The organism is Pseudomonas bijieensis (genome assembly GCF_013347965.1).
GTDB lineage: Bacteria > Pseudomonadota > Gammaproteobacteria > Pseudomonadales > Pseudomonadaceae > Aquipseudomonas > Aquipseudomonas bijieensis.
This window is the reverse complement of record NZ_CP048810.1, coordinates 5,208,997-5,226,839: the sequence shown is the minus strand read 5'-3', so window position 1 is coordinate 5,226,839 and position 17,843 is coordinate 5,208,997. Positions and strand designations below refer to the sequence as shown.

Sequence of the window (17,843 nt, the reverse complement as noted above, 5' to 3'; positions counted from 1 at the left end):
CCTCATGATCTGCCGAGTGGGTCTGCTTCTGGCAGTCCCTCTACAGCGGACTTTGGATTCTTCTGTTTCGCCTTCTGCAAGTCAAGTCGTCAATGTGCTTTATTCGAAGTAAGCGCATGAGAACGCAAGAAAAAACCTTTAAACGGCAACTGTGTTAGCTTCAATTGCGCAACCCATGACAAGGAAACAGCATGCGAATGATCTTCCTGACGGCCAGCCTGCTGGTTGGCCTGAGCCCGATGTGCATGGCCGGCCAGGTCTACAAATGGGTAGACGCCCAGGGCGTTACCCACTTCGGCGCCCAGCCGCCCGAAGGCACCGAGGCCACCACCGTGATCAAGTCCTCACCGTCCGTCACCAAACCGCCTGCACCGCCTTCCGGTGGGCCCATTGGTGACCAGAAAGCGATCGATAAAGAGGTCAAGAAACAGATTGCCGAGCAGGAAGCCCAGCTCAAGGCATTTTGCGAACAGGCCAGGACCAACCTGGCGCAGTTGCAAAACAACCCGAGGGTTCGCGAGGACGTAGAGGGGGAAATGCGCCGCCTCACTGACGAAGAGCGGCGCCAGCGCATCGATGAAACCAGCAAGCAGATCGAGGAGCACTGCCAGTAACGTCGGTCAGCCGACGTTACTGATCATCTGATCGAACTGCGCCAACAGCCGCTGCAGCGCCACGCCCTGCCCTGGCCGCTGGGCATAGACCATTTCAGCCATGGCCAGGATGCCCGAGGCGTTGGGCAGCGGCAGGTCATTTTCCAGGATGGTTTTCATCCGCGGCAGGAAAATCCATTGCAGCCATTGCTCGAAGTCCAGGGTGTCGACCGCAAACGGCTCGACACTGGCCAACGCTTGCGCCGAAGGCGAAACGTCGCTCCACCAGCCCTGGACACGCAGTTCCCGCTCGATCAGCAACAACTGATCGGCGATCTGGGGAAAACGCGTATCCATCAGAGCGAAACCTTGGCCTTCTGACGGGCCAACGCCGCGCCAGCGGAATCGCCTTGTTTCTCACGAGCCTGGGCGATCAATTCCCACAAGCTGGCCTGAAGCGCCGGACGACCGCTGGAGAATGTCAGGCCACGCCGGGCCAGTTGTTCGGCTTGCGGCGCATCGCCCTGGGCCATGCGCACCTGGGCCAGGCGATACAGAACCTGGGGTTCGCGCGGCGCCACACGCTGGGCACGTTCCAGGCTGGAGGAGGCACCGTTGAGGTCACCTCCGGCCTGTTGCTGTTGCGCCGTGGTCAGCAAGGCCAACACCGGGCCGTCCAGTTGCTCATCGGCGGACAACCCACCGGCGCCCGCCGACGGGATGCTGCTCGGCGTCGAAGGCATGCTGTAGCTGCCCTGATCGATCGGCGAAGTCTCGATAGGGCCCGGGGTAATCGGGCCCGGCGTGATCGGCGTGCTGCTGATCGGCGCCGAGGTCGTCGCGCCACCACCGGGCACCATCACGACGACACCGGTGTCGCCCTGGGGAATTGCCTGGACCTGGCCCTGCGCCGGCCGCTTCACCGTCGTTTGCCGGAAACCGCCGTTGGCCGAGATCCGCTCACTGTTGGAAACAGCGGTGCCGGAGTCTACGACCGGAATCGAACCGCGCTGTACGGTAGAGCAACCACTGAGCAAAGCCACGGCCGTTACCGCTGGAATCAACCACTTGTTCACTTGAAACCCTCTTTGCTTAATTCATCCAGTCCTTGACCCAATCCATCACCGATTCGGCGGGATTCGTGCCGCCACAGGCAGCACCGGGTGGCGGCTCGCTGCCGCGAATATACGGCATCTGCACGGCGCCCGGGCAATTGGCATCTGAGCCTTGTCCCGTGCGCGAATCGACCCAGGCCTGAACGATATTGTCCGGTTGCGGCATGTCCAGCGGCAACGGGTCGGCCTTGCGCATGAAACTGGTCCAGACCTGCAACGCACCGGTGGCACCGGTGAATGGGGTCTTGCCGTTGTCATCACGGCCGAGCCAGACCACCGCCAGCAGATCCTGGCTGAAGCCGGCGAACCAACTGTCGCGCGAATCGTTACTGGTACCAGTCTTGCCCGCCAGGTTCAGGGTCCGGGGCAACACGTTATAGACCGAACTGCCGGTCCCTTCGCGCATGACCCGCTGCATGGCGCTCTGGATCAGATAAATGGAGGCCGGATCGAAACGCTGCTGGATCTGGAACGGATAACGCTTGAGCGGCTCGCCATCGGCGGTCAGCACGCTGCGGATCCCGCGCATCGGTGTATTGAAACCGCCGTTGGCCAGCGTCTGGTACATGGCCGCCACCTCGATCGGCGTAAGGCCGCCAGCCCCCAACAGCATCGATGGGAACGCCGGGAACTCGCGACTCACCCCCAGGCGCGCCAGGGTCTTGAGTACGTTCGGCACGCCGACCTCCAACCCGAGGCGAGCCGTCGACAGGTTGTAGGAATGCGCCAGGCCCTGGTACAGGAACACCGTGCCGTGGGAACGACGATCATAGTTCTGCGGTTTCCAGACCTGGCCATCCGCGCCCTTGACCGAGAACGTCTCGTCCGACAGCCAACTGGTCAGCGTGTACTGGCTCGGTTTTTCCAGGGCGGTGAGGTAAACCGCCGGCTTGATCAGCGAGCCAATCGGGCGCACCGCGTCCAGGGCCCGGTTGAAACCGGCGAAACTGGCCTGGCGACTACCAATCATGGCCTGCACTTCGCCGGTTTCCGGGTTGGTCACCACCATGGCTGCTTCGACTTCGTCAGCGCCCTTGCGCCCGCCCAGCCGCTTGAAGGTGTCTTCGACCGAGGCTTCGGCCTTCATCTGCAGGATCGGGTCGAAACTGGTGAAGATGCGCAGGCCTTCTTCGGTCAAGTCTTCGTCGCGATAGTCTTCGCGCAACTGACGCTTGACCAGGTCCATGAAGCCGGGGAAGGAACTGTCCGCCAGGCTGCCACGCTTGGTCACGCCCAATGGCATCTTTTTCGCCGCTTCGACTTGCTCGGCGGTCGCCACGCCTTGCTGTTGCAGCAGGTCGAGCACCAGGTTGCGCCGCTCGAGGGCACGCTCCGGATTACGCCGCGGATTGTAGGAAGACGGCCCCTTGACCATGCCCACCAGCAACGCTACCTGGTGCAGCTTGAGCTCGGACAGTGGCTGGCTGAAGAAGAACTGGCTGGCAAGGCCGAAACCGTGCACCGCTCGTTGACCGTCCTGGCCGATAAATACCTCGTTGAGGTAGGCCTCCAGGATCTCCTGCTTGTCGTAATGCAGCTCCAGCAACAGCGCCATCATGGCTTCGGTGAGCTTGCGGGTCAGGCTGCGCTCGTTGGTCAGATAGAAGTTCTTGACCAACTGTTGGGTCAGGGTACTGCCGCCCTGGCGCATATGCCCCGAGGATGTGTTGACCCAGACGGCCCGGGCAATCGACTTGGGCGAGACGCCGAAGTGATGATAGAAGTCGCGGTCTTCGACGGCGATCAGCGTATCGAGCAGGAACGGCGGCACCTGGTCGATCTTGATCAGGATCCGGTCTTCGAGGTTCTTGGGGTACAAGCCACCAATGAGCAGCGGTTCGAGGCGCACCACCGACAGGCTCGCATTGTTGGCGCCGGTCAGTGCAGCGACATAATCGCCGGAAAAACGCACCCGCACCGGTTGCGCCTGCTCCATGCCCTCATAGAACTGGAAGCCACGGGTGTTGAGATCGATGGTATTGCCATTGACCGAGGCCGCACCCGGGCCATTGGCCACGCTTTCACGGCGATACCCCAAGGCATCGAGCTCGGTCAGGAAATCATCCTTGCTCAGCTTTTGTCCGACGAACAGCTCCAATGGCCGGGCATAGACCTTGGCCGGAATGGTCCAGCGCTTGCCGGAGAATTTCTCCTGGACCACGGCATCGAGGTAGACCGCAAAACCGGCGAGCACGACGAGGCCCACGAGGCTGAGTTTAAGGGCCCAGCCCAGCCAGGGCCGCAGGCGGCTGGCGGGTGGTTTCTTGGGGGTACGGGGGGATCGGGTACGAGTCATGGCGGCGGATTATACGCACTTTGCCGCGGTTCAACATGAGCCCGACGAGGTTTGCGTTAACGTCGCTTACGGCCATAATGACGGCCTTGAATTTTCCAGTCTCTGAAGGACCGCCCGTGAGCCAATCCCTGATCGCTGCCCTGCAAAACCCGGCCCTCTACCCGCATCCCGTCGAAGGGTTCCAGGTCATCGAGACCCACATTTCCTGGGTATTGCTCACCGGGCCCTACGCCTACAAATTCAAGAAGCCGGTCAACTTCGGTTTCCTCGACTTCACCAGCCTCGAGGCGCGCAAACATTTCTGTGGCGAGGAGTTGCGCCTGAACCAGCGCCTGACCCAGGACCTGTACCTGGACGTCCTGCCGATTACCGGCAGCGCCGAAGCGCCGCAACTGGGTGGCGACGGCCCAGCCATCGAATACGCCCTGAAAATGCGCCAGTTCCCCCAGAGCCAACTGCTCAGCACGCTGCAAGCCAACGGCGAACTGACCACCACGCACATCGATGAGATGGCCGCGCAAATCGCCCAATTCCACCTCTCCACGCCCAAGGTACCCGCCGAGAACGACGCCGGCACCCCGCAAAGCGTGATGGCTCCGGTGCTGCAGAACTTCGAACAGATCCGCCCATTCCTCAACGACAAGGCCGACCTGCTGCAACTCGAAGCGCTGCAAGCCTGGGCCGAGACCAGTTTCGAACGCCTCAAGCCGTTGTTCACCCAACGCAAGGCCGAAGGTTTCATCCGCGAATGCCACGGCGATATCCACCTGGGCAACGCCACCGTGATCGACGGCAAGGTGGTGATCTTCGACTGCATCGAGTTCAACGAACCGTTCCGCTTCACCGACGTCTACGCCGACACCGCGTTCCTGGCGATGGACCTGGAGGACCGCGGCCTCAAGTCGCTGGCGCGGCGCTTCGTCAGCCAGTACCTGGAACTGACCGGTGACTACCAGGGCCTGGAGTTGCTGAATTTCTATAAAGCCTATCGCGCCCTTGTCCGGGCAAAAGTCGCGCTGTTCAGCATGCCCGCCGAAGCCGATCCGGTGCAGCGCGCCACCACCCTGCGCCAGTACCGCAACTACGCCAACCTGGCCGAAAGCTACAGCACCATTCCTTCGCGCTTCCTGGCCATCACCCACGGCGTTTCGGCCGTCGGCAAAAGCCATGTCGCGATGCGTCTGGTAGAGGCGCTGGGCGCCATTCGCCTGCGTTCGGATGTAGAGCGCAAGCGCCTGTTCGGCCAGCAACAGGTGCCCAACGCCCCACAGGCCGGCATTTATAACAACGACGCCAGCAACGCCACCTACGCTCGCCTGCATGAAATCGCCGCGGTGATCCTGCGCGCCGGCTTCCCGGTGGTGATCGATGCCACTTACCTCAAGCACGATCAGCGCGACGCCGCGGCGAAAATCGCCGAGGCCACCGGCGCCCCGTTCCTGATCCTCGACTGCGACGCACCGCAAGCGGTCATCGAAAGCCGGCTGGCCCAGCGCCAGGCCGACCAGAACGACCCTTCCGATGCGAACCTGGCGGTCATTGCTGCCCAACAGTCCAGCCGTGAAGCCCTTACTCCGGCGGAAATCCTCTGCAGCAAACGAGTCCAAACCAATGAAAGCGGCACGCTCGACGTCGTGGTCGCGCAAATCCGTCAGCGCCTGCCCGGCCTGTAGGTAACTATTTGGGCCGTGAAGCGATGCCCGGCTTCACGGCCACCAAATAGTGGCACTATACTGGCGTCATAAAACCAACAGGTGATATGAAATGAGCCTTCCCAAGCTTCTCAATACCCCGCTTTATGCCTTGCTGCGCAAAGACGATATCGCCGGGTTCAACAGCGAACGCCCACAAGGTCCGGTCGACATGCGCGGCGGCGACTTTCGAGGCCTCGATCTGCGGGAACTGAACGCGGACGACGTTGACTTCAGCGACGCCTACTTCCGCTCCGCCGATTTGCGTGGCATCGATTTTCGCAAGTCGTCACTGGAAGGCGCGAGCCTGGCCCACGCGCAAATATCCGGCGCCTACTTCCCGCCCGAACTGTCTGCGGACGAGATCCTGATGTCGATGAACTTCGGCACCCGCCTGCGCTATCGCACCCGCTGATACGGTGGAAACCGGGTAAGCCGACATGCGGCAAACCCACCACAGTCCGAACTGAGCTCCAGCGCCCCCGCCCGCGCTGGACGATGCACCGTGCCGCACGCTCCCCCTATCGTGCGTAATGCATTAGAAGCTTTTGCATCGAATCCCACCAAAGAATCACGCTTTTCCTACTGACCGCTACACTGCTCAGAAGCTTGCCCAATGCACCAGTCGGCCGTCGCAAGGAGGCTCGATGAATGATGAACTGCAACACCTGAAGAATCTGGGCAAGACATCAGCCCAGTGGCTGCACGCCGTCGGCATTCACAGCGCCTCGGATTTACGCCGGCTTGGTGCGGTGGACGCTTATCGGGCCGTGCGCACGCGCGGCTTCCGGGCATCCAAGGTGTTGCTGTACGCCATCGAAGGCGCATTGATGGATGTGCACTGGAACGACATCCCCGCCGAACGCAAGGAAGCCCTGAACAAGCAGCTGGACGCCATTTCGACGCGTCATAAAGCCTGACTGCCTCTTGTTTTGTCGAATGGCGCCATAACCGACCAGGTTATTTTCGCGAATCGAAAAACAATGTTTGACATGGTAATGAGAATCGCTATGATTACCACATCCGGTCGCGAGACTGGTCGATATTTGAACAGCCCTTGGTTCGGACTCTCAGATATCTCCTCATCAGGCTAATCACGGTTATTTGACCCGGCTTTTGCCGGGTCTTTTTTTGCCTGTAGAAAAATCACCTGTAGAAGATCATTTTCCGGCGTGTTCACGCATCTGCGCGCAGTAATCCTGTGGTGGCATGGCCGGCGTGTACCACACGTAATCCGCCATGGCCGACGTTACGTCACTGCCCTCCTCGGCCAGCATCAGGACGATCGGTGCCTCGCTGGCACCAAGATCCACTGCATGCAGCGGCACACCGACATCCTTTCGAGCATGCCAGGCACCGGCGAACAACAATGCCGGTGTCGGCGCTTGCAGCAGGCGTTCGGCCATGCGGCGGTCACGCTGTTGCTGCACAGCCAGCATCGCTGGCATTTGCGACTCCGGCAGCAAACCGCAGTGGGATTCACGGATCTGCCCCAACAACTCGTCCTTGACTGTGGCCGCATTGGAGCGAGCGCCCATCAAGGTGGGTGGGTTTCGATAGAAACGCTGGATCTCGGCGGCGTCCAGATTGGCGGCCAGCAACGGATAACGTTGCGCCAGGGCAAACTCGACCACGGGCCCGTACAGGCTCCAATCCCAGCCGGGCGACCAGGCCAGCGCGTCGGGCAGGTCCGTTGGCAAGGCGGGTAACTGGCGGACCGAATCGACGCGTGGCTGTTGGGAGGGGGTGAGCATTTCCAGCAACAGGCTGCCCTGGGCCCGCTGTCCGGCCAAAGCCTGGAGCAGCCATACCTGCAGTGCATGGTGATCGCGATTGTCGTGCCGTTCTCCCATCACCACCCGAGGCGCCTTTGCCAGGCGTTCGATCAACGCCTGGGGAGTCACGGCCTGGCCATTGTGCAAATCACGGATTCGTCCGCCAAGCGGGGGCGGTGCGATGCTCTGGCACGCCGTCAGTACACTCAATGCCAGAATCAGGAGCAGGCGCACGTCGGTATCCTCAAGGGTGCCCTCAACGGGCAATGATCAATGGATGCCCGCGCTCCGGATGGTCTTGCACCAACACGTCCAGGCCAAACACCGCCTTGAGCGGTTCCGGGCGCAGCACATGCCGGGGCGTGTCCAGGGCCACTGGGCGACCGGACGCGAGCAGCAACAGGCGATCACAGTAACGCGCCGCCAGGTTCAGGTCATGCAGGATCACCAGCACGGCGGCGCCGCGACTGGCGAATTCACGCACCGCCTGGAGGATGGTGTGCTGATGCAGCGGGTCGAGCATCGAGGTCGGCTCGTCCAGCAATAGGGTCTGCCCCGCCTCACCCGGCCACAACTGCGCCAACACCCGCGCCAGATGCACCCGCTGACGCTCGCCGCCGGACAACGCCAGGTAACTGCGACCGTGCAGATGCGCAGCATCTGCCGCTTGCAGCGCCTCGGCGACGATTTGTTCGTCGCGCAGCCGACCACTCTGGTGCGGCAGGCGCCCCATGCCGACGACTTCCTCGACACGGAAGGCAAAATCCAGGGTCGAGGACTGCGGCAACACCGCCAGGCGACGGGCACGCTCGGCACCGTGCCACTGGGCCAGTGGCCGGTCATCGAGCCAGACCTGCCCCTGGGCCGGGCGCAATTCGCCGCACAGGCCCGCCAGCAAGGTACTTTTGCCCGCACCGTTGGGCCCGAGCACACCGAGCACTTCGCCGGGGTTGAGCAGCAGATCGATGTCCGCCAGCACGGTTTTCCGGCCACGCTGAATGTGCAGGTTCTGCGCTCGCAGCATCAGGCGCGCCCTCGCACCAATAGATAAAGGAAGAACGGTGCCCCGATGAAGGCCGTGACAATGCCGATCGGCAATTCCGCAGGGGCCAGTGCCAGGCGCGCCACCAAATCGGCGAACAGCAACAGGCTGGCACCCGCCAACACAGAGGCGGGCAACAACACACGGTGGTCAGGGCCGGCCACCAGTCGCACCAGATGTGGCACCACCAGCCCAACAAAACCGATCATGCCCGCCGCCGCCACCGCCGCGCCAACCCCCATCGCCGTACAAAACACCAGTTCACGCTTGAGGCCTTCGACGTCGACGCCCAAATGGGCCGCTTCGGACTCCCCCAGCAACAGCGCATTGAGCGCCCGGGCCCGCCGAGGCAACCAGAGCGCCACACCAAAGCTGACCAGCAACAGCGGCCACAACCTCGCATAGCTGGCGCCGTTGAGACTGCCCAGGTTCCAGAACGTCAGGGTGCGCAGGGTCGCGTCGTCCGCCAGGTAGGTGAACAGGCCGACGGCCGAACCGGACAGTGCGGTCAGGGCAATACCGGCCAGGAGCATGGTCGCGACATGGGTCTGGCCATTACGTCGCCCCAGACGATAGACCAGCGCCGTAACGCCAAGCCCGCCGAGGAATGCGCACAACGACAACACGTAGGGGCCAAAGGCTTCGGGCAACCCACCCAGCGCCGAGCCACCGACAATGGCGAACGCGGCGCCCAGTGCCGCACCGCTGGAAACGCCCACCAGCCCCGGGTCGGCCAATGGGTTGCGAAACAGCCCCTGCATCGCCACACCGGACAATGCCAACACCCCGCCCACCGCCAACCCCAGCAAGGTGCGCGGCAAACGGATCTGGCCGAGGATCAGTTCGGCCTGTTCCAGGCCATCGGCAGCCACCGGCAAACCCAGCAGGCGCGCGGCGGCGCGCAAGGTGTCGAGCAGCGGCAAGCTCACCGGCCCCAGGGCCAGGGACAACCAGGTCGCCAGCAGACACAACAGGCTCAGGCCGATGAACAAGGTGCGTGGCTTGACCAACGAAGTCATGGCGCCCTGGCCGACACAGCCGGATAGAACCCTGCCGTCAGTTTCTCCACGCTTTGTGGCAACCGCGGACCCAACCCGCCCACCAAGAGCGTCGGGTCGAGCTCCATGACGCGCCCATCCCTGGCGGCTCGAGTCGAGGACAGAATCGGGTTTTCCTTGAACAGCGCCGCGCGCGCTTCTTCGCCGCTCAAGGCACGGTCGGCAAAGACCAGCACTTCAGGATTCAGGCCGGCCAGGCTCTCCACGGAAAAAGACTTGTAGCCACCGTGGGTCGCCAGGTTGCGGCCCCCGGCCTGCTGCAACAGCCAGTCAGCGGCGGTGTCCTTGCCGGCCACCATTAACTTGCCGCCGGAACTTCCCACCAGCAGCAACACGCCGGGAGCCTTTTGCTTGAGCTGGACTTCGCGCACCCGGGCGGTTTGCTGGTCAAGCTGTTGTTGATAACCGTGGAACAACTGCGCGGCCTGGGCTTCACTCCCTAGCAACTGCCCCAAGTGCCGTAAATTGCCCTGGAGGGTCGGCAGATCAGGCGTGGCCGAGAACAGTTCGACCTGCACGCCTGCGTTGCGAATCTGAGCCAGCACCGGCGGCGGCCCCATTTCTTCGGTGCCCACCAGGATCTGCGGACGCAGGCTCAACACCCCCTCCGCCGACAGCTGTCGTTGATAGCCGATACTGGGCAGGGCCCGCAAGGATTCGGGATGCTGGCTGGTGGTGTCCACGCCCACCAGCTTCGACTCGCCCCCCAACGCACTGACCCACTCCGACAACGCGCCACCGGCGCTGACCCAACGTTGCGGCAATTCGTCCGCGCGGGCCCCCTGGTTGATCAACAGTGCGACACAGAGCGCAACAAAGCGGATGTTCAGGCGCATCAGGCAGCGTCCTCAAAGAAGTTTTTCGCAGGAGCGGGCATGGCCAAGTATCCTCCCCCATCTGCGAAAGATGGCGCCATTTGATAATTGTTTTCATTTGACCGTCAAGCATAGACATCTGTGGCATGAACCTCTGTGGGAGCGAGCAGGCTCGCTCCCACAGGGGACTTTTCAACACAAATATAGAGATACCCATGAAGTTTCTTTGTACCGCCGCCGAAGTGCCCGACAACGGCAGTCGCGGTTTCGATCTGGATGGGCGCAAGGTGCTGGCCGTGCGGCGCTCCGGCCAGGTGTATGCCTATCTCAACCGCTGCCCGCACCGTGGCGTGCCGCTGGAATGGCAACCCGACCAGTTTCTCGACCCCAGCGCCAGCCTGATCCAGTGCGCCACTCACGGCGCGCTGTTCCTGATCGAAAGCGGTGAATGCGTGGCCGGGCCCTGCGCCGGCCAGTTCCTGGCGGCCCTAGACAGCCGGGAGGACGAGCATGGCATCTGGGTCCAGCTCTAGCGGCTCGAGCAACACCGGCAACGCGCGGTCGACCCACATCTGCTCGGGCGTCAGCGTGACCCCATAGGCCAGCACCTCCACACCCGCCGCCACCGCGTCACGCAGGGCAGCGGCGTACACCGGGTCGATTTCCTGTGCCGGGCGCACCGCTTCGATGCCGCTCAGGTTCACACAATACAGTTGCACCGCCCGCACGCCTTCCCGGGCCAGGCAGGCGAGTTCCCTCAGGTGCTTGGCGCCGCGCAGTGTCACCGCATCGGGAAACGCCGCAACGTTGGTGCCATCGAAACCCAGTGTGACGCTTTTGACTTCGACCCAGGCCGAGCCTCGATCGTAGTCCAGGCGAAAATCGATTCGGCTGTTTTCCACACCATAAGCCACTTCACGCTTGAGCCCGGTAAACCCGTTCAGTTCGCTGATGACCCCAGCGCGCAAGGCTTCTTCGACCAAGGCGTTGGCCCGCGCGGTATTGATGCAAGCGAGTCGCCCCTGAGGGGTTTCGCCGATTTCCCAGGTGCCGGGCAACTTGCGCTTGGGGTCGCTGGAGCGACTGAACCAGACGCGCGCGCCTTGCGCCATGCAATTGAGCATCGAGCCGGTGTTCGGGCAGTGAATGGTGAGCAGTTCGCCGTGAACGGTCTCGATATCCGCAAGAAAACGCTTGTAACGCCGAATCAAGCGACCTTCTTCCAACGCAGGAGAAAAATGCATCAGCCTTGCCAACTCCGTAGTCCACGTTCGATTCGCGCCACGGCTTCCTGGAGCCGCGGCAGGCTCTGGGTGTAGGCGAAACGCACATGATGGCCGGCCTGATGGCGGCCAAAATCCAACCCCGGCGTGAAAGCCACGTGTTCGGTTTCCAGGAAGTGCTGGCAGAACGCAAAGGCATCGCCGCCGAACGCGCTGATGTCGGCATACAGGTAGAACGCCCCTTCCGGCTCCACCGCGATACCGAAGCCCAATTCACGCAAGGCCGGCAGTAGAAAGTCACGGCGCAGGGCGAACTCGGCCCGCCGCTGCTCGAAGATCTCGATGGTCGCGGGTTCGAAACAGGCCAGGGCGGCGTACTGGGCCATGCTCGGCGCACTGATGTAGAGATTCTGCGCGAGCTTTTCCAGCTCGCCGACGGCCGCCGACGGGGCCACCAGCCAGCCAAGCCGCCAACCGGTCATGCCGAAATACTTGGAGAAACTGTTGAGGACAAAGGCCTCGTCGTCGACTTCCAGCACGCTGGCGGCATCGGTGCCGTAGGTCAGGCCGTGATAGATCTCGTCCACCACCAGATGACCGTTGTGGCCCTTGATGGCCTTGGACAACCCCGCCAGTTCGTCCCGAGTGAGAATCGTCCCGGTCGGGTTGGCCGGCGAGGCCACCAACGCACCGACGCTGTCCTGATCCCAATGCCGGTTCACCAGGTCCGGCGTCAATTGGTAACGCACTTCCGGCCCCACGGGCACCAATTGCGCCGCACCTTCGACCAGGCGCAGGAAATGACGGTTGCACGGATAACCGGGGTCGGCCAGCAGCCAATGCTTGCCAGGGTCCACCAGCAAGGCGCTGGCCAGCAACAACGCGCCGGATCCGCCTGGGGTCACGAGGATGCGTCGCGGATCAATCTCCACCCCATAGCGCTGATCGTAGAAACCGGCGATGGCCTCGCGCAGCTCGGGAATGCCGCGGGCCGCGGTGTAGCGGGTCTTGCCCGCCGCCAGCGCAGCCTGACCGGCCTGGATGATCGGCTCGGCGGTGGTGAAGTCCGGCTCGCCTATCTCCAGGTGGATGACGTCATGCCCGGCGGCCTGCAGCTCGTTGGCACGGGCCAGCAGCGCCATCACATGGAAAGGTTCGATGGCGCGGCTGCGCGCACTGTAGGGCTGAGCCATTGGCCTTCCTTCAGGAAAAAAAGAACCGATTCTACCCAACTCTCCCGCCAAGTCAGAAACAACTGCGGGAACGAGCGCGAACCGAAAGCGGTCTGAGGCCGTGAATTGCAGGAAATGACTCCCGCGATTGGCCCAGGCTTGACTAGAATCAAGCATTGAGCAGGTTTACATCCCCACCGAAGCGAACCCAGCCACGTTCTACAGACCCCGGCCGCCGCAGGCTCGACAACCGGGAGTAGCGCGGCCCGATTTGATCTGGTAAGTTCGCCCGCTTGCAGCCGCAGGGCCGGCAGGTGTCGGTGATGGAGCAATCCTGCGTAGTGGATTACAAGAGTAGAGGCGGTCCATTCATGCCCACCCAAGCAAAGCAAAACCCAAATAACACGCTCAGCGGGTTTGAGCCTTACGTCCCGCAAGCTGGCGAAGAGTACATGGGCGCCCCCATGCGCGCGCACTTCACCAAGATCCTGAACAAGTGGAAACAGGACTTGATGCAGGAAGTCGACCGCACCGTGGATCACATGAAAGACGAAGCGGCCAACTTCCCGGACCCGGCCGACCGTGCCAGTCAGGAAGAGGAGTTCAGCCTCGAACTGCGCGCCCGTGATCGCGAACGCAAGCTCATCAAGAAAATCGACAAGACCCTGCAACTGATCGAAGACGAAGAATACGGTTGGTGTGAGTCCTGCGGCATCGAGATCGGCATTCGTCGCCTGGAAGCCCGCCCGACCGCCGACCTGTGCATCGACTGCAAGACCCTGGCGGAAATCAAGGAAAAACAGGTCGGCAAGTAATCGCCGGGGCTGTTACAAAAACGGAGCGTTCATACGCTCCGTTTTTTGTTTCTGGCACCTGACCACCATCCTGAACCTTGCGACATCCTGTGGGAGCGGGCTTGCTCGCTCCCACAAATGCGCCTCTGCCAGATCCAAGCTAGTAATATTCCCCTATGACTATCACCCCCTACATCGGCCGCTTCGCCCCCACCCCCAGCGGCCACTTGCATTTCGGCTCGCTGGTCGCCGCCCTGGCGTCGTACCTGGATGCCCGGGCCGTGGGCGGGCGCTGGCTGCTGCGCATGGAGGACCTCGACCCACCCCGGGAGGAACCGGGCGCACAAGCAGCGATTCTCAAGGCGCTGGAAAGCTACGGGTTTGAGTGGGACGGCGAAATGGTCCGCCAGAGCGAGCGCCATGCTGCCTATGACCAGGTCATCAACCGGCTGTTCAGCCAGGGCCTGGCCTACGCCTGCACCTGTTCGCGCAAACAACTGGAGCCGTACCAGGGCATTTATCCGGGACTGTGCCGCAACGCCGGGCACGACACCGAGGACGCCGCCATCCGCCTGCGCGTCCCCGAACTTGAATATCACTTTACCGACCGGGTCCAGGGCGAGTTCCGCCAGCACCTGGGCCGTGAGGTCGGCGATTTCGTGATCCGCCGCCGCGACGGGCTCTACGCCTATCAACTGGCCGTGGTCCTGGACGACGCCTGGCAGGGGGTAACCGATATCGTGCGCGGTGCCGACCTGCTGGACTCCACACCACGCCAGCTCTACCTGCAAGAACTGCTCGGATTGCCACAACCGCGTTACCTGCACGTGCCGTTGATCACCCAGCCCGACGGGCACAAGCTGGGCAAATCCTATCGTTCACCGCCCCTGGCGGCCGACCAGGCCACACCGCTGCTGTTACGGGCGTTGCGCGCGCTGGGCCAGCAACCGGGCCTCGAACTGGTCGATGCCAGCCCACGGGAACTGCTGGCCTGGGGCATTGGCCACTGGGACGCGGGCAAGATCCCGCGCACACTGAGCCTGCCCGAAGCGCAAATACGTTGACGGCCCTTGCAGCTTGGCGCCCATCCGTTACCATCGCCGCACGTTTTCGGGCACGCGCATAAATTAGAGAGGCCGGGATGTATATCTATCGCTTGGTCCTGCTCCTGGTAGTGGGGATTTATCTGTTCTCCCCGGCCATCATGGATTGGTGGATCGATGCCACGGGTGCCTGGTATCGGCCTTACCTGCTCTGGCTGATCCTGATTGTCGTGACCTTCATCTTGCAGAGCCAAAAAGATGCCGATGAGCTTTAGCCTGACCCAGATGATCCTGATCAGCGCCGCCTACCTGGCCGTGCTGTTCGGTGTCGCCTGGATCAGCGAACGAGGCATGATCCCCCGCGCGATCATCCGCCACCCGCTGACCTACACCCTGTCGCTGGGTGTCTATGCCAGCGCATGGGCGTTCTATGGCACGGTCGGGCTGGCCTACCAGTACGGCTATGGTTTCCTCTCCAGTTACCTCGGTGTATCGGGCGCGTTCCTGCTGGCGCCGGTGTTGCTCTACCCGATCCTGAAAATCACCCGCACCTACCAACTGTCGTCGCTGGCCGACCTGTTCGCCTTTCGTTTTCGCAGCACCTGGGCCGGTGCGCTGACCACGATCTTCATGCTGGTCGGGGTGTTGCCACTGCTGGCCCTGCAAATCCAGGCCGTGGCCGACTCCATCAGCATCCTGACCCGCGAGCCGGTACAGCACCGGGTGGCGTTGAGCTTCTGTGCGCTGATCATCCTGTTCACGATTTTCTTCGGCTCCCGGCACATTGCCACGCGGGAAAAGCACGAAGGCCTGGTGTTCGCCATCGCCTTCGAATCGGTGATCAAGCTGATCGCCATTGGCGGCGTCGGGCTCTATGCCTTGTACGGCGTGTTCGATGGCCCGCAGCAGCTTGAGTTGTGGCTGCTGCAGAACCAGACCGCCCTCGCCGCCCTGCACACGCCCTTGCAGGAAGGCCCGTGGCGCACGCTGTTGCTGGTGTTCTTCGCATCGGCCATCGTGATGCCGCACATGTACCACATGACCTTTACCGAAAACCTCAACCCGCGCTCGCTGGTGAGCGCGAGCTGGGGCTTGCCGCTGTTCCTGCTGCTGATGAGCCTGGCGGTACCGCTGATCCTCTGGGCCGGCTTGAAACTGGGCGCCAGCACCAATCCGGAATACTTCACCCTCGGCATCGGCATCGCCGCCAACAGCAAGGCCCTGGCGCTGCTGGCCTACGTCGGCGGCCTCTCGGCGGCCAGCGGCCTGATCATCGTCACTACGCTGGCCCTGTCGGGCATGGCTCTCAACCACCTGGTGCTGCCGCTCTACCAGCCACCGGCCGAAGGCAATATCTATCGCTGGCTGAAATGGACGCGTCGGGCGCTGATCGTCGCGATCATCATGGCCGGCTATGGCTTCTACCTGATGCTGGGTGACGGACAGGACCTGGCCAACCTGGGCATCGTCGCCTTCGTCGCTACCTTGCAGTTCCTGCCAGGCGTGTTGTCGGTGCTGTATTGGCCAACCGCCAACCGCCGCGGGTTCATCGCCGGCCTGTTGGCCGGGATCCTGGTGTGGCTGGTGGCGATGCTGTTGCCACTGATGGGCAACCTGCAGGGCTTCTATATTCCGCTGTTGAATATGATCTATGTGCTCGACGACACCAGTTGGCATATGGCGGCCATCGCCTCCCTGGCGGCGAACGTGCTGATGTTCACCCTGATCTCACTGTTCACCAACGCCAGCAGCGAAGAGGCCAGCGCCGCCGAAGCCTGTGCGGTGGACAACGTCCGCCGCCCGCAGCGACGCGAGCTGCACGCCGCCTCGCCCCAGGAATTCGCCACGCAACTGGCCAAGCCTCTGGGCGCCAAGGCCGCGCAAAAGGAAGTCGAACAGGCCCTGCGCGACCTCTACCTGCCCTTCGATGAACGCCGCCCGTATGCCTTGCGTCGCCTGCGGGACCGGATCGAAGCCAACCTGTCCGGCCTGATGGGCCCCAGCGTGGCCCAGGACATGGTCGAGACGTTCCTGCCCTACAAGGCCGGCGGCGAAAACTATGTCACCGAAGACATCCACTTCATCGAAAGCCGCCTCGAGGATTACCACTCGCGCCTCACGGGCCTGGCCGCCGAACTGGACGCCTTGCGCCGTTACCACCGCCAGACCTTGCAGGAACTGCCGATGGGCGTGTGCTCCCTGGCCAAGGACCAGGAAATCCTGATGTGGAACAAAGCCATGGAAGAACTGACCGGGATCGCCGCCCAGCGCGTGGTCGGTTCGCGCCTGAGCACCTTGGGCGAACCGTGGAAAGGCTTGCTGCAAGGCTTCATCGACCTGCCGGACGAGCACTTGCACAAACAGCACCTGGCCCTCGACGGCCAGACCCGTTGGCTGAACCTGCACAAGGCGGCCATCGACGAGCCGTTGGCACCCGGTAACAGCGGCCTGGTGCTGCTGGTGGAAGACCTCACCGACACGCAGATGCTTGAAGACAAGCTGGTGCATTCCGAACGGCTGGCAAGCATCGGCCGGCTGGCCGCCGGGGTGGCCCACGAGATCGGCAACCCGATCACCGGCATCGCCTGCCTGGCGCAGAACCTGCGCGAAGAGCGCGAGGACGACGGCGAGCTGACGGAAATCAGCGGCCAGATCCTCGAACAGACCAAGCGCGTGTCGCGTATCGTCCAGTCGCTGATGAGCTTCGCCCATGCCGGCGGTCACCAGCACAATGACGAGCCCGTCTGTCTGGCCGAAGTGGCCCAGGATGCCATTGGTCTGCTGGCGCTGAACCGGCGCAATTTCGAAGTGCAATTCTTCAACCTGTGCGACCCGGAACATTGGGTCGATGGCGACCCCCAGCGGCTCGCCCAGGTGTTGATCAACCTGCTATCCAACGCGCGGGACGCCTCACCGGCCGGCAGCGCGGTGCGGGTCAAGAGCGAAGCCTTCGAACACACGGTCGACCTGATCGTCGAAGACGAAGGCAGCGGAATCCCACAGAACATCATGGACCGATTGTTCGAACCCTTCTTCACCACCAAGGATCCTGGCGAAGGCACCGGTCTGGGCCTCGCACTGGTCTATTCCATCGTTGAAGAGCATTATGGACAAATCACCATCGACAGCCCGGCCGATGTACAAAGCCAACGCGGCACCCGTATCCGGGTGACCTTGCCGCGTCATGTCGAAGCGACGTCCGCTGTGAACTGAGACCGTCGAGAGA

Annotated in this window: 18 protein-coding genes; 9 read left to right on the top strand and 9 right to left on the bottom strand. The window is 62.6% G+C overall.

The window, feature by feature from the left end:
- Positions 1 to 191: 191 nt before the first annotated feature.
- Positions 192 to 614 (top strand): DUF4124 domain-containing protein, encoded by a 423-nt coding sequence (locus GN234_RS23015; protein ID WP_162893865.1) that lies wholly within the window; start codon positions 192 to 194, stop codon positions 612 to 614.
- A gap of 6 nt (positions 615 to 620) precedes the next feature.
- Here the strand turns inward: GN234_RS23015 and GN234_RS23010 are convergent, their stop codons facing one another.
- Genes GN234_RS23010 through mrcB form a run of 3 tightly spaced genes read right to left on the bottom strand, consistent with a single transcriptional unit; the run spans position 621 to position 4,004 of the window.
- Entirely contained in the window at positions 621 to 950 is a 330-nt protein-coding gene (locus GN234_RS23010) for a YqcC family protein (RefSeq protein ID WP_116833458.1), read from the bottom strand.
- Positions 950 to 1,669: a hypothetical protein gene (locus GN234_RS23005; RefSeq protein WP_176689128.1), complete on the bottom strand. Its 720-nt coding sequence runs from the start codon at positions 1,667 to 1,669 to the stop codon at positions 950 to 952. The genes GN234_RS23010 and GN234_RS23005 overlap by 1 nt, the downstream gene beginning before the upstream one ends.
- A gap of 16 nt (positions 1,670 to 1,685) precedes the next feature.
- On the bottom strand, positions 1,686 to 4,004 hold the full coding sequence (gene mrcB / locus GN234_RS23000; protein ID WP_109756338.1) for a penicillin-binding protein 1B: 2,319 nt from the start codon (positions 4,002 to 4,004) through the stop codon (positions 1,686 to 1,688).
- A gap of 116 nt (positions 4,005 to 4,120) precedes the next feature.
- On the opposite strand from mrcB, the gene GN234_RS22995 reads away from it, so the two are divergent.
- From GN234_RS22995 to GN234_RS22985, 3 genes are all read left to right on the top strand, one after another.
- Positions 4,121 to 5,677: a bifunctional aminoglycoside phosphotransferase/ATP-binding protein gene (locus tag GN234_RS22995; RefSeq protein WP_176689127.1), complete on the top strand. Its 1,557-nt coding sequence runs from the start codon at positions 4,121 to 4,123 to the stop codon at positions 5,675 to 5,677.
- 91 nt (positions 5,678 to 5,768) lie between these two features.
- Positions 5,769 to 6,110, top strand: coding sequence for a pentapeptide repeat-containing protein (locus GN234_RS22990; RefSeq protein WP_063324353.1), 342 nt, complete (start codon positions 5,769 to 5,771; stop codon positions 6,108 to 6,110).
- Between the two features lie 232 nt (positions 6,111 to 6,342).
- The gene (locus tag GN234_RS22985) at positions 6,343 to 6,615 is read left to right on the top strand and encodes a TfoX/Sxy family protein (RefSeq protein ID WP_003205623.1); all 273 of its coding nucleotides are present in this window, start codon (positions 6,343 to 6,345) and stop codon (positions 6,613 to 6,615) included.
- Positions 6,616 to 6,855: 240 nt separating this feature from the next.
- Here the strand turns inward: GN234_RS22985 and GN234_RS22980 are convergent, their stop codons facing one another.
- From GN234_RS22980 to GN234_RS22965, 4 genes are read right to left on the bottom strand one after another with little or no spacing between them, the layout of a single operon-like run.
- Positions 6,856 to 7,704 (bottom strand): ChaN family lipoprotein, encoded by an 849-nt coding sequence (locus GN234_RS22980; RefSeq protein WP_176689126.1) that lies wholly within the window; start codon positions 7,702 to 7,704, stop codon positions 6,856 to 6,858.
- A gap of 22 nt (positions 7,705 to 7,726) precedes the next feature.
- The gene (locus GN234_RS22975; protein ID WP_109756341.1) at positions 7,727 to 8,494 is read right to left on the bottom strand and encodes a heme ABC transporter ATP-binding protein; all 768 of its coding nucleotides are present in this window, start codon (positions 8,492 to 8,494) and stop codon (positions 7,727 to 7,729) included.
- The gene (locus GN234_RS22970; protein WP_162893923.1) at positions 8,494 to 9,477 is read right to left on the bottom strand and encodes a FecCD family ABC transporter permease; all 984 of its coding nucleotides are present in this window, start codon (positions 9,475 to 9,477) and stop codon (positions 8,494 to 8,496) included. Before GN234_RS22970 ends, GN234_RS22975 begins: the two co-directional genes overlap by 1 nt.
- 50 nt (positions 9,478 to 9,527) lie before the next feature.
- Entirely contained in the window at positions 9,528 to 10,406 is an 879-nt protein-coding gene (locus GN234_RS22965; protein WP_176689125.1) for a heme/hemin ABC transporter substrate-binding protein, read from the bottom strand.
- A 194-nt stretch (positions 10,407 to 10,600) separates the two neighbouring features.
- Here GN234_RS22965 and GN234_RS22960 point away from each other — a divergent pair, with 194 nt between their 5' ends.
- Positions 10,601 to 10,918 carry a Rieske (2Fe-2S) protein gene (locus GN234_RS22960; protein WP_109756344.1) on the top strand — a complete coding sequence of 106 codons (318 nt, stop codon included), beginning with the start codon at positions 10,601 to 10,603 and terminating at the stop codon, positions 10,916 to 10,918.
- Here the strand turns inward: GN234_RS22960 and sfsA are convergent.
- Positions 10,874 to 11,629 carry a DNA/RNA nuclease SfsA gene (gene sfsA / locus GN234_RS22955; RefSeq protein ID WP_163856620.1) on the bottom strand — a complete coding sequence of 252 codons (756 nt, stop codon included), beginning with the start codon at positions 11,627 to 11,629 and terminating at the stop codon, positions 10,874 to 10,876. The two genes, GN234_RS22960 and sfsA, sit on opposite strands and share 45 nt — an antisense overlap.
- Complete coding sequence (locus tag GN234_RS22950; protein ID WP_109756346.1) at positions 11,629 to 12,801, bottom strand: pyridoxal phosphate-dependent aminotransferase; 1,173 nt, start codon at positions 12,799 to 12,801, stop codon at positions 11,629 to 11,631. The genes sfsA and GN234_RS22950 overlap by 1 nt, the downstream gene beginning before the upstream one ends.
- Before the next feature lie 350 nt (positions 12,802 to 13,151).
- On the opposite strand from GN234_RS22950, the gene dksA reads away from it, so the two are divergent.
- The 4 genes from dksA (at position 13,152) to GN234_RS22930 (ending at position 17,830) form a co-directional block, all read left to right on the top strand.
- On the top strand, positions 13,152 to 13,595 hold the full coding sequence (dksA, locus tag GN234_RS22945) for an RNA polymerase-binding protein DksA (RefSeq protein WP_109756347.1): 444 nt from the start codon (positions 13,152 to 13,154) through the stop codon (positions 13,593 to 13,595).
- A gap of 155 nt (positions 13,596 to 13,750) precedes the next feature.
- Entirely contained in the window at positions 13,751 to 14,638 is an 888-nt protein-coding gene (gluQRS, locus tag GN234_RS22940; RefSeq protein WP_176689124.1) for a tRNA glutamyl-Q(34) synthetase GluQRS, read from the top strand.
- Positions 14,639 to 14,715: 77 nt separating this feature from the next.
- Positions 14,716 to 14,892 (top strand): hypothetical protein, encoded by a 177-nt coding sequence (locus GN234_RS22935; protein ID WP_003176118.1) that lies wholly within the window; start codon positions 14,716 to 14,718, stop codon positions 14,890 to 14,892.
- Entirely contained in the window at positions 14,876 to 17,830 is a 2,955-nt protein-coding gene (locus tag GN234_RS22930) for a sensor histidine kinase (protein WP_163856611.1), read from the top strand. The genes GN234_RS22935 and GN234_RS22930 overlap by 17 nt, the downstream gene beginning before the upstream one ends.
- Positions 17,831 to 17,843: the final 13 nt, after the last annotated feature.

Bases quoted from the DNA above. Each gene is read 5' to 3' on its own strand.
- GN234_RS22990 (WP_063324353.1), top strand. From the start codon at position 5,769: ATGAGCCTTCCCAAGCTTCTCAATACCCCGCTTTATGCCTTGCTGCGC.
- gluQRS (WP_176689124.1), top strand. From the start codon at position 13,751: ATGACTATCACCCCCTACATCGGCCGCTTCGCCCCCACCCCCAGCGGC.
- GN234_RS22935 (WP_003176118.1), top strand. From the start codon at position 14,716: ATGTATATCTATCGCTTGGTCCTGCTCCTGGTAGTGGGGATTTATCTG.
- GN234_RS22960 (WP_109756344.1), top strand. From the start codon at position 10,601: ATGAAGTTTCTTTGTACCGCCGCCGAAGTGCCCGACAACGGCAGTCGC.
- GN234_RS23015 (WP_162893865.1), top strand. From the start codon at position 192: ATGCGAATGATCTTCCTGACGGCCAGCCTGCTGGTTGGCCTGAGCCCG.
- GN234_RS22985 (WP_003205623.1), top strand. From the start codon at position 6,343: ATGAATGATGAACTGCAACACCTGAAGAATCTGGGCAAGACATCAGCC.
- GN234_RS23010 (WP_116833458.1), bottom strand. From the start codon at position 950: ATGGATACGCGTTTTCCCCAGATCGCCGATCAGTTGTTGCTGATCGAG.
- GN234_RS22950 (WP_109756346.1), bottom strand. From the start codon at position 12,801: ATGGCTCAGCCCTACAGTGCGCGCAGCCGCGCCATCGAACCTTTCCAT.
- sfsA (WP_163856620.1), bottom strand. From the start codon at position 11,629: ATGCATTTTTCTCCTGCGTTGGAAGAAGGTCGCTTGATTCGGCGTTAC.
- GN234_RS22965 (WP_176689125.1), bottom strand. From the start codon at position 10,406: ATGCGCCTGAACATCCGCTTTGTTGCGCTCTGTGTCGCACTGTTGATC.
- mrcB (WP_109756338.1), bottom strand. From the start codon at position 4,004: ATGACTCGTACCCGATCCCCCCGTACCCCCAAGAAACCACCCGCCAGC.
- dksA (WP_109756347.1), top strand. From the start codon at position 13,152: ATGCCCACCCAAGCAAAGCAAAACCCAAATAACACGCTCAGCGGGTTT.
- GN234_RS22975 (WP_109756341.1), bottom strand. From the start codon at position 8,494: ATGCTGCGAGCGCAGAACCTGCACATTCAGCGTGGCCGGAAAACCGTG.
- GN234_RS22930 (WP_163856611.1), top strand. From the start codon at position 14,876: ATGCCGATGAGCTTTAGCCTGACCCAGATGATCCTGATCAGCGCCGCC.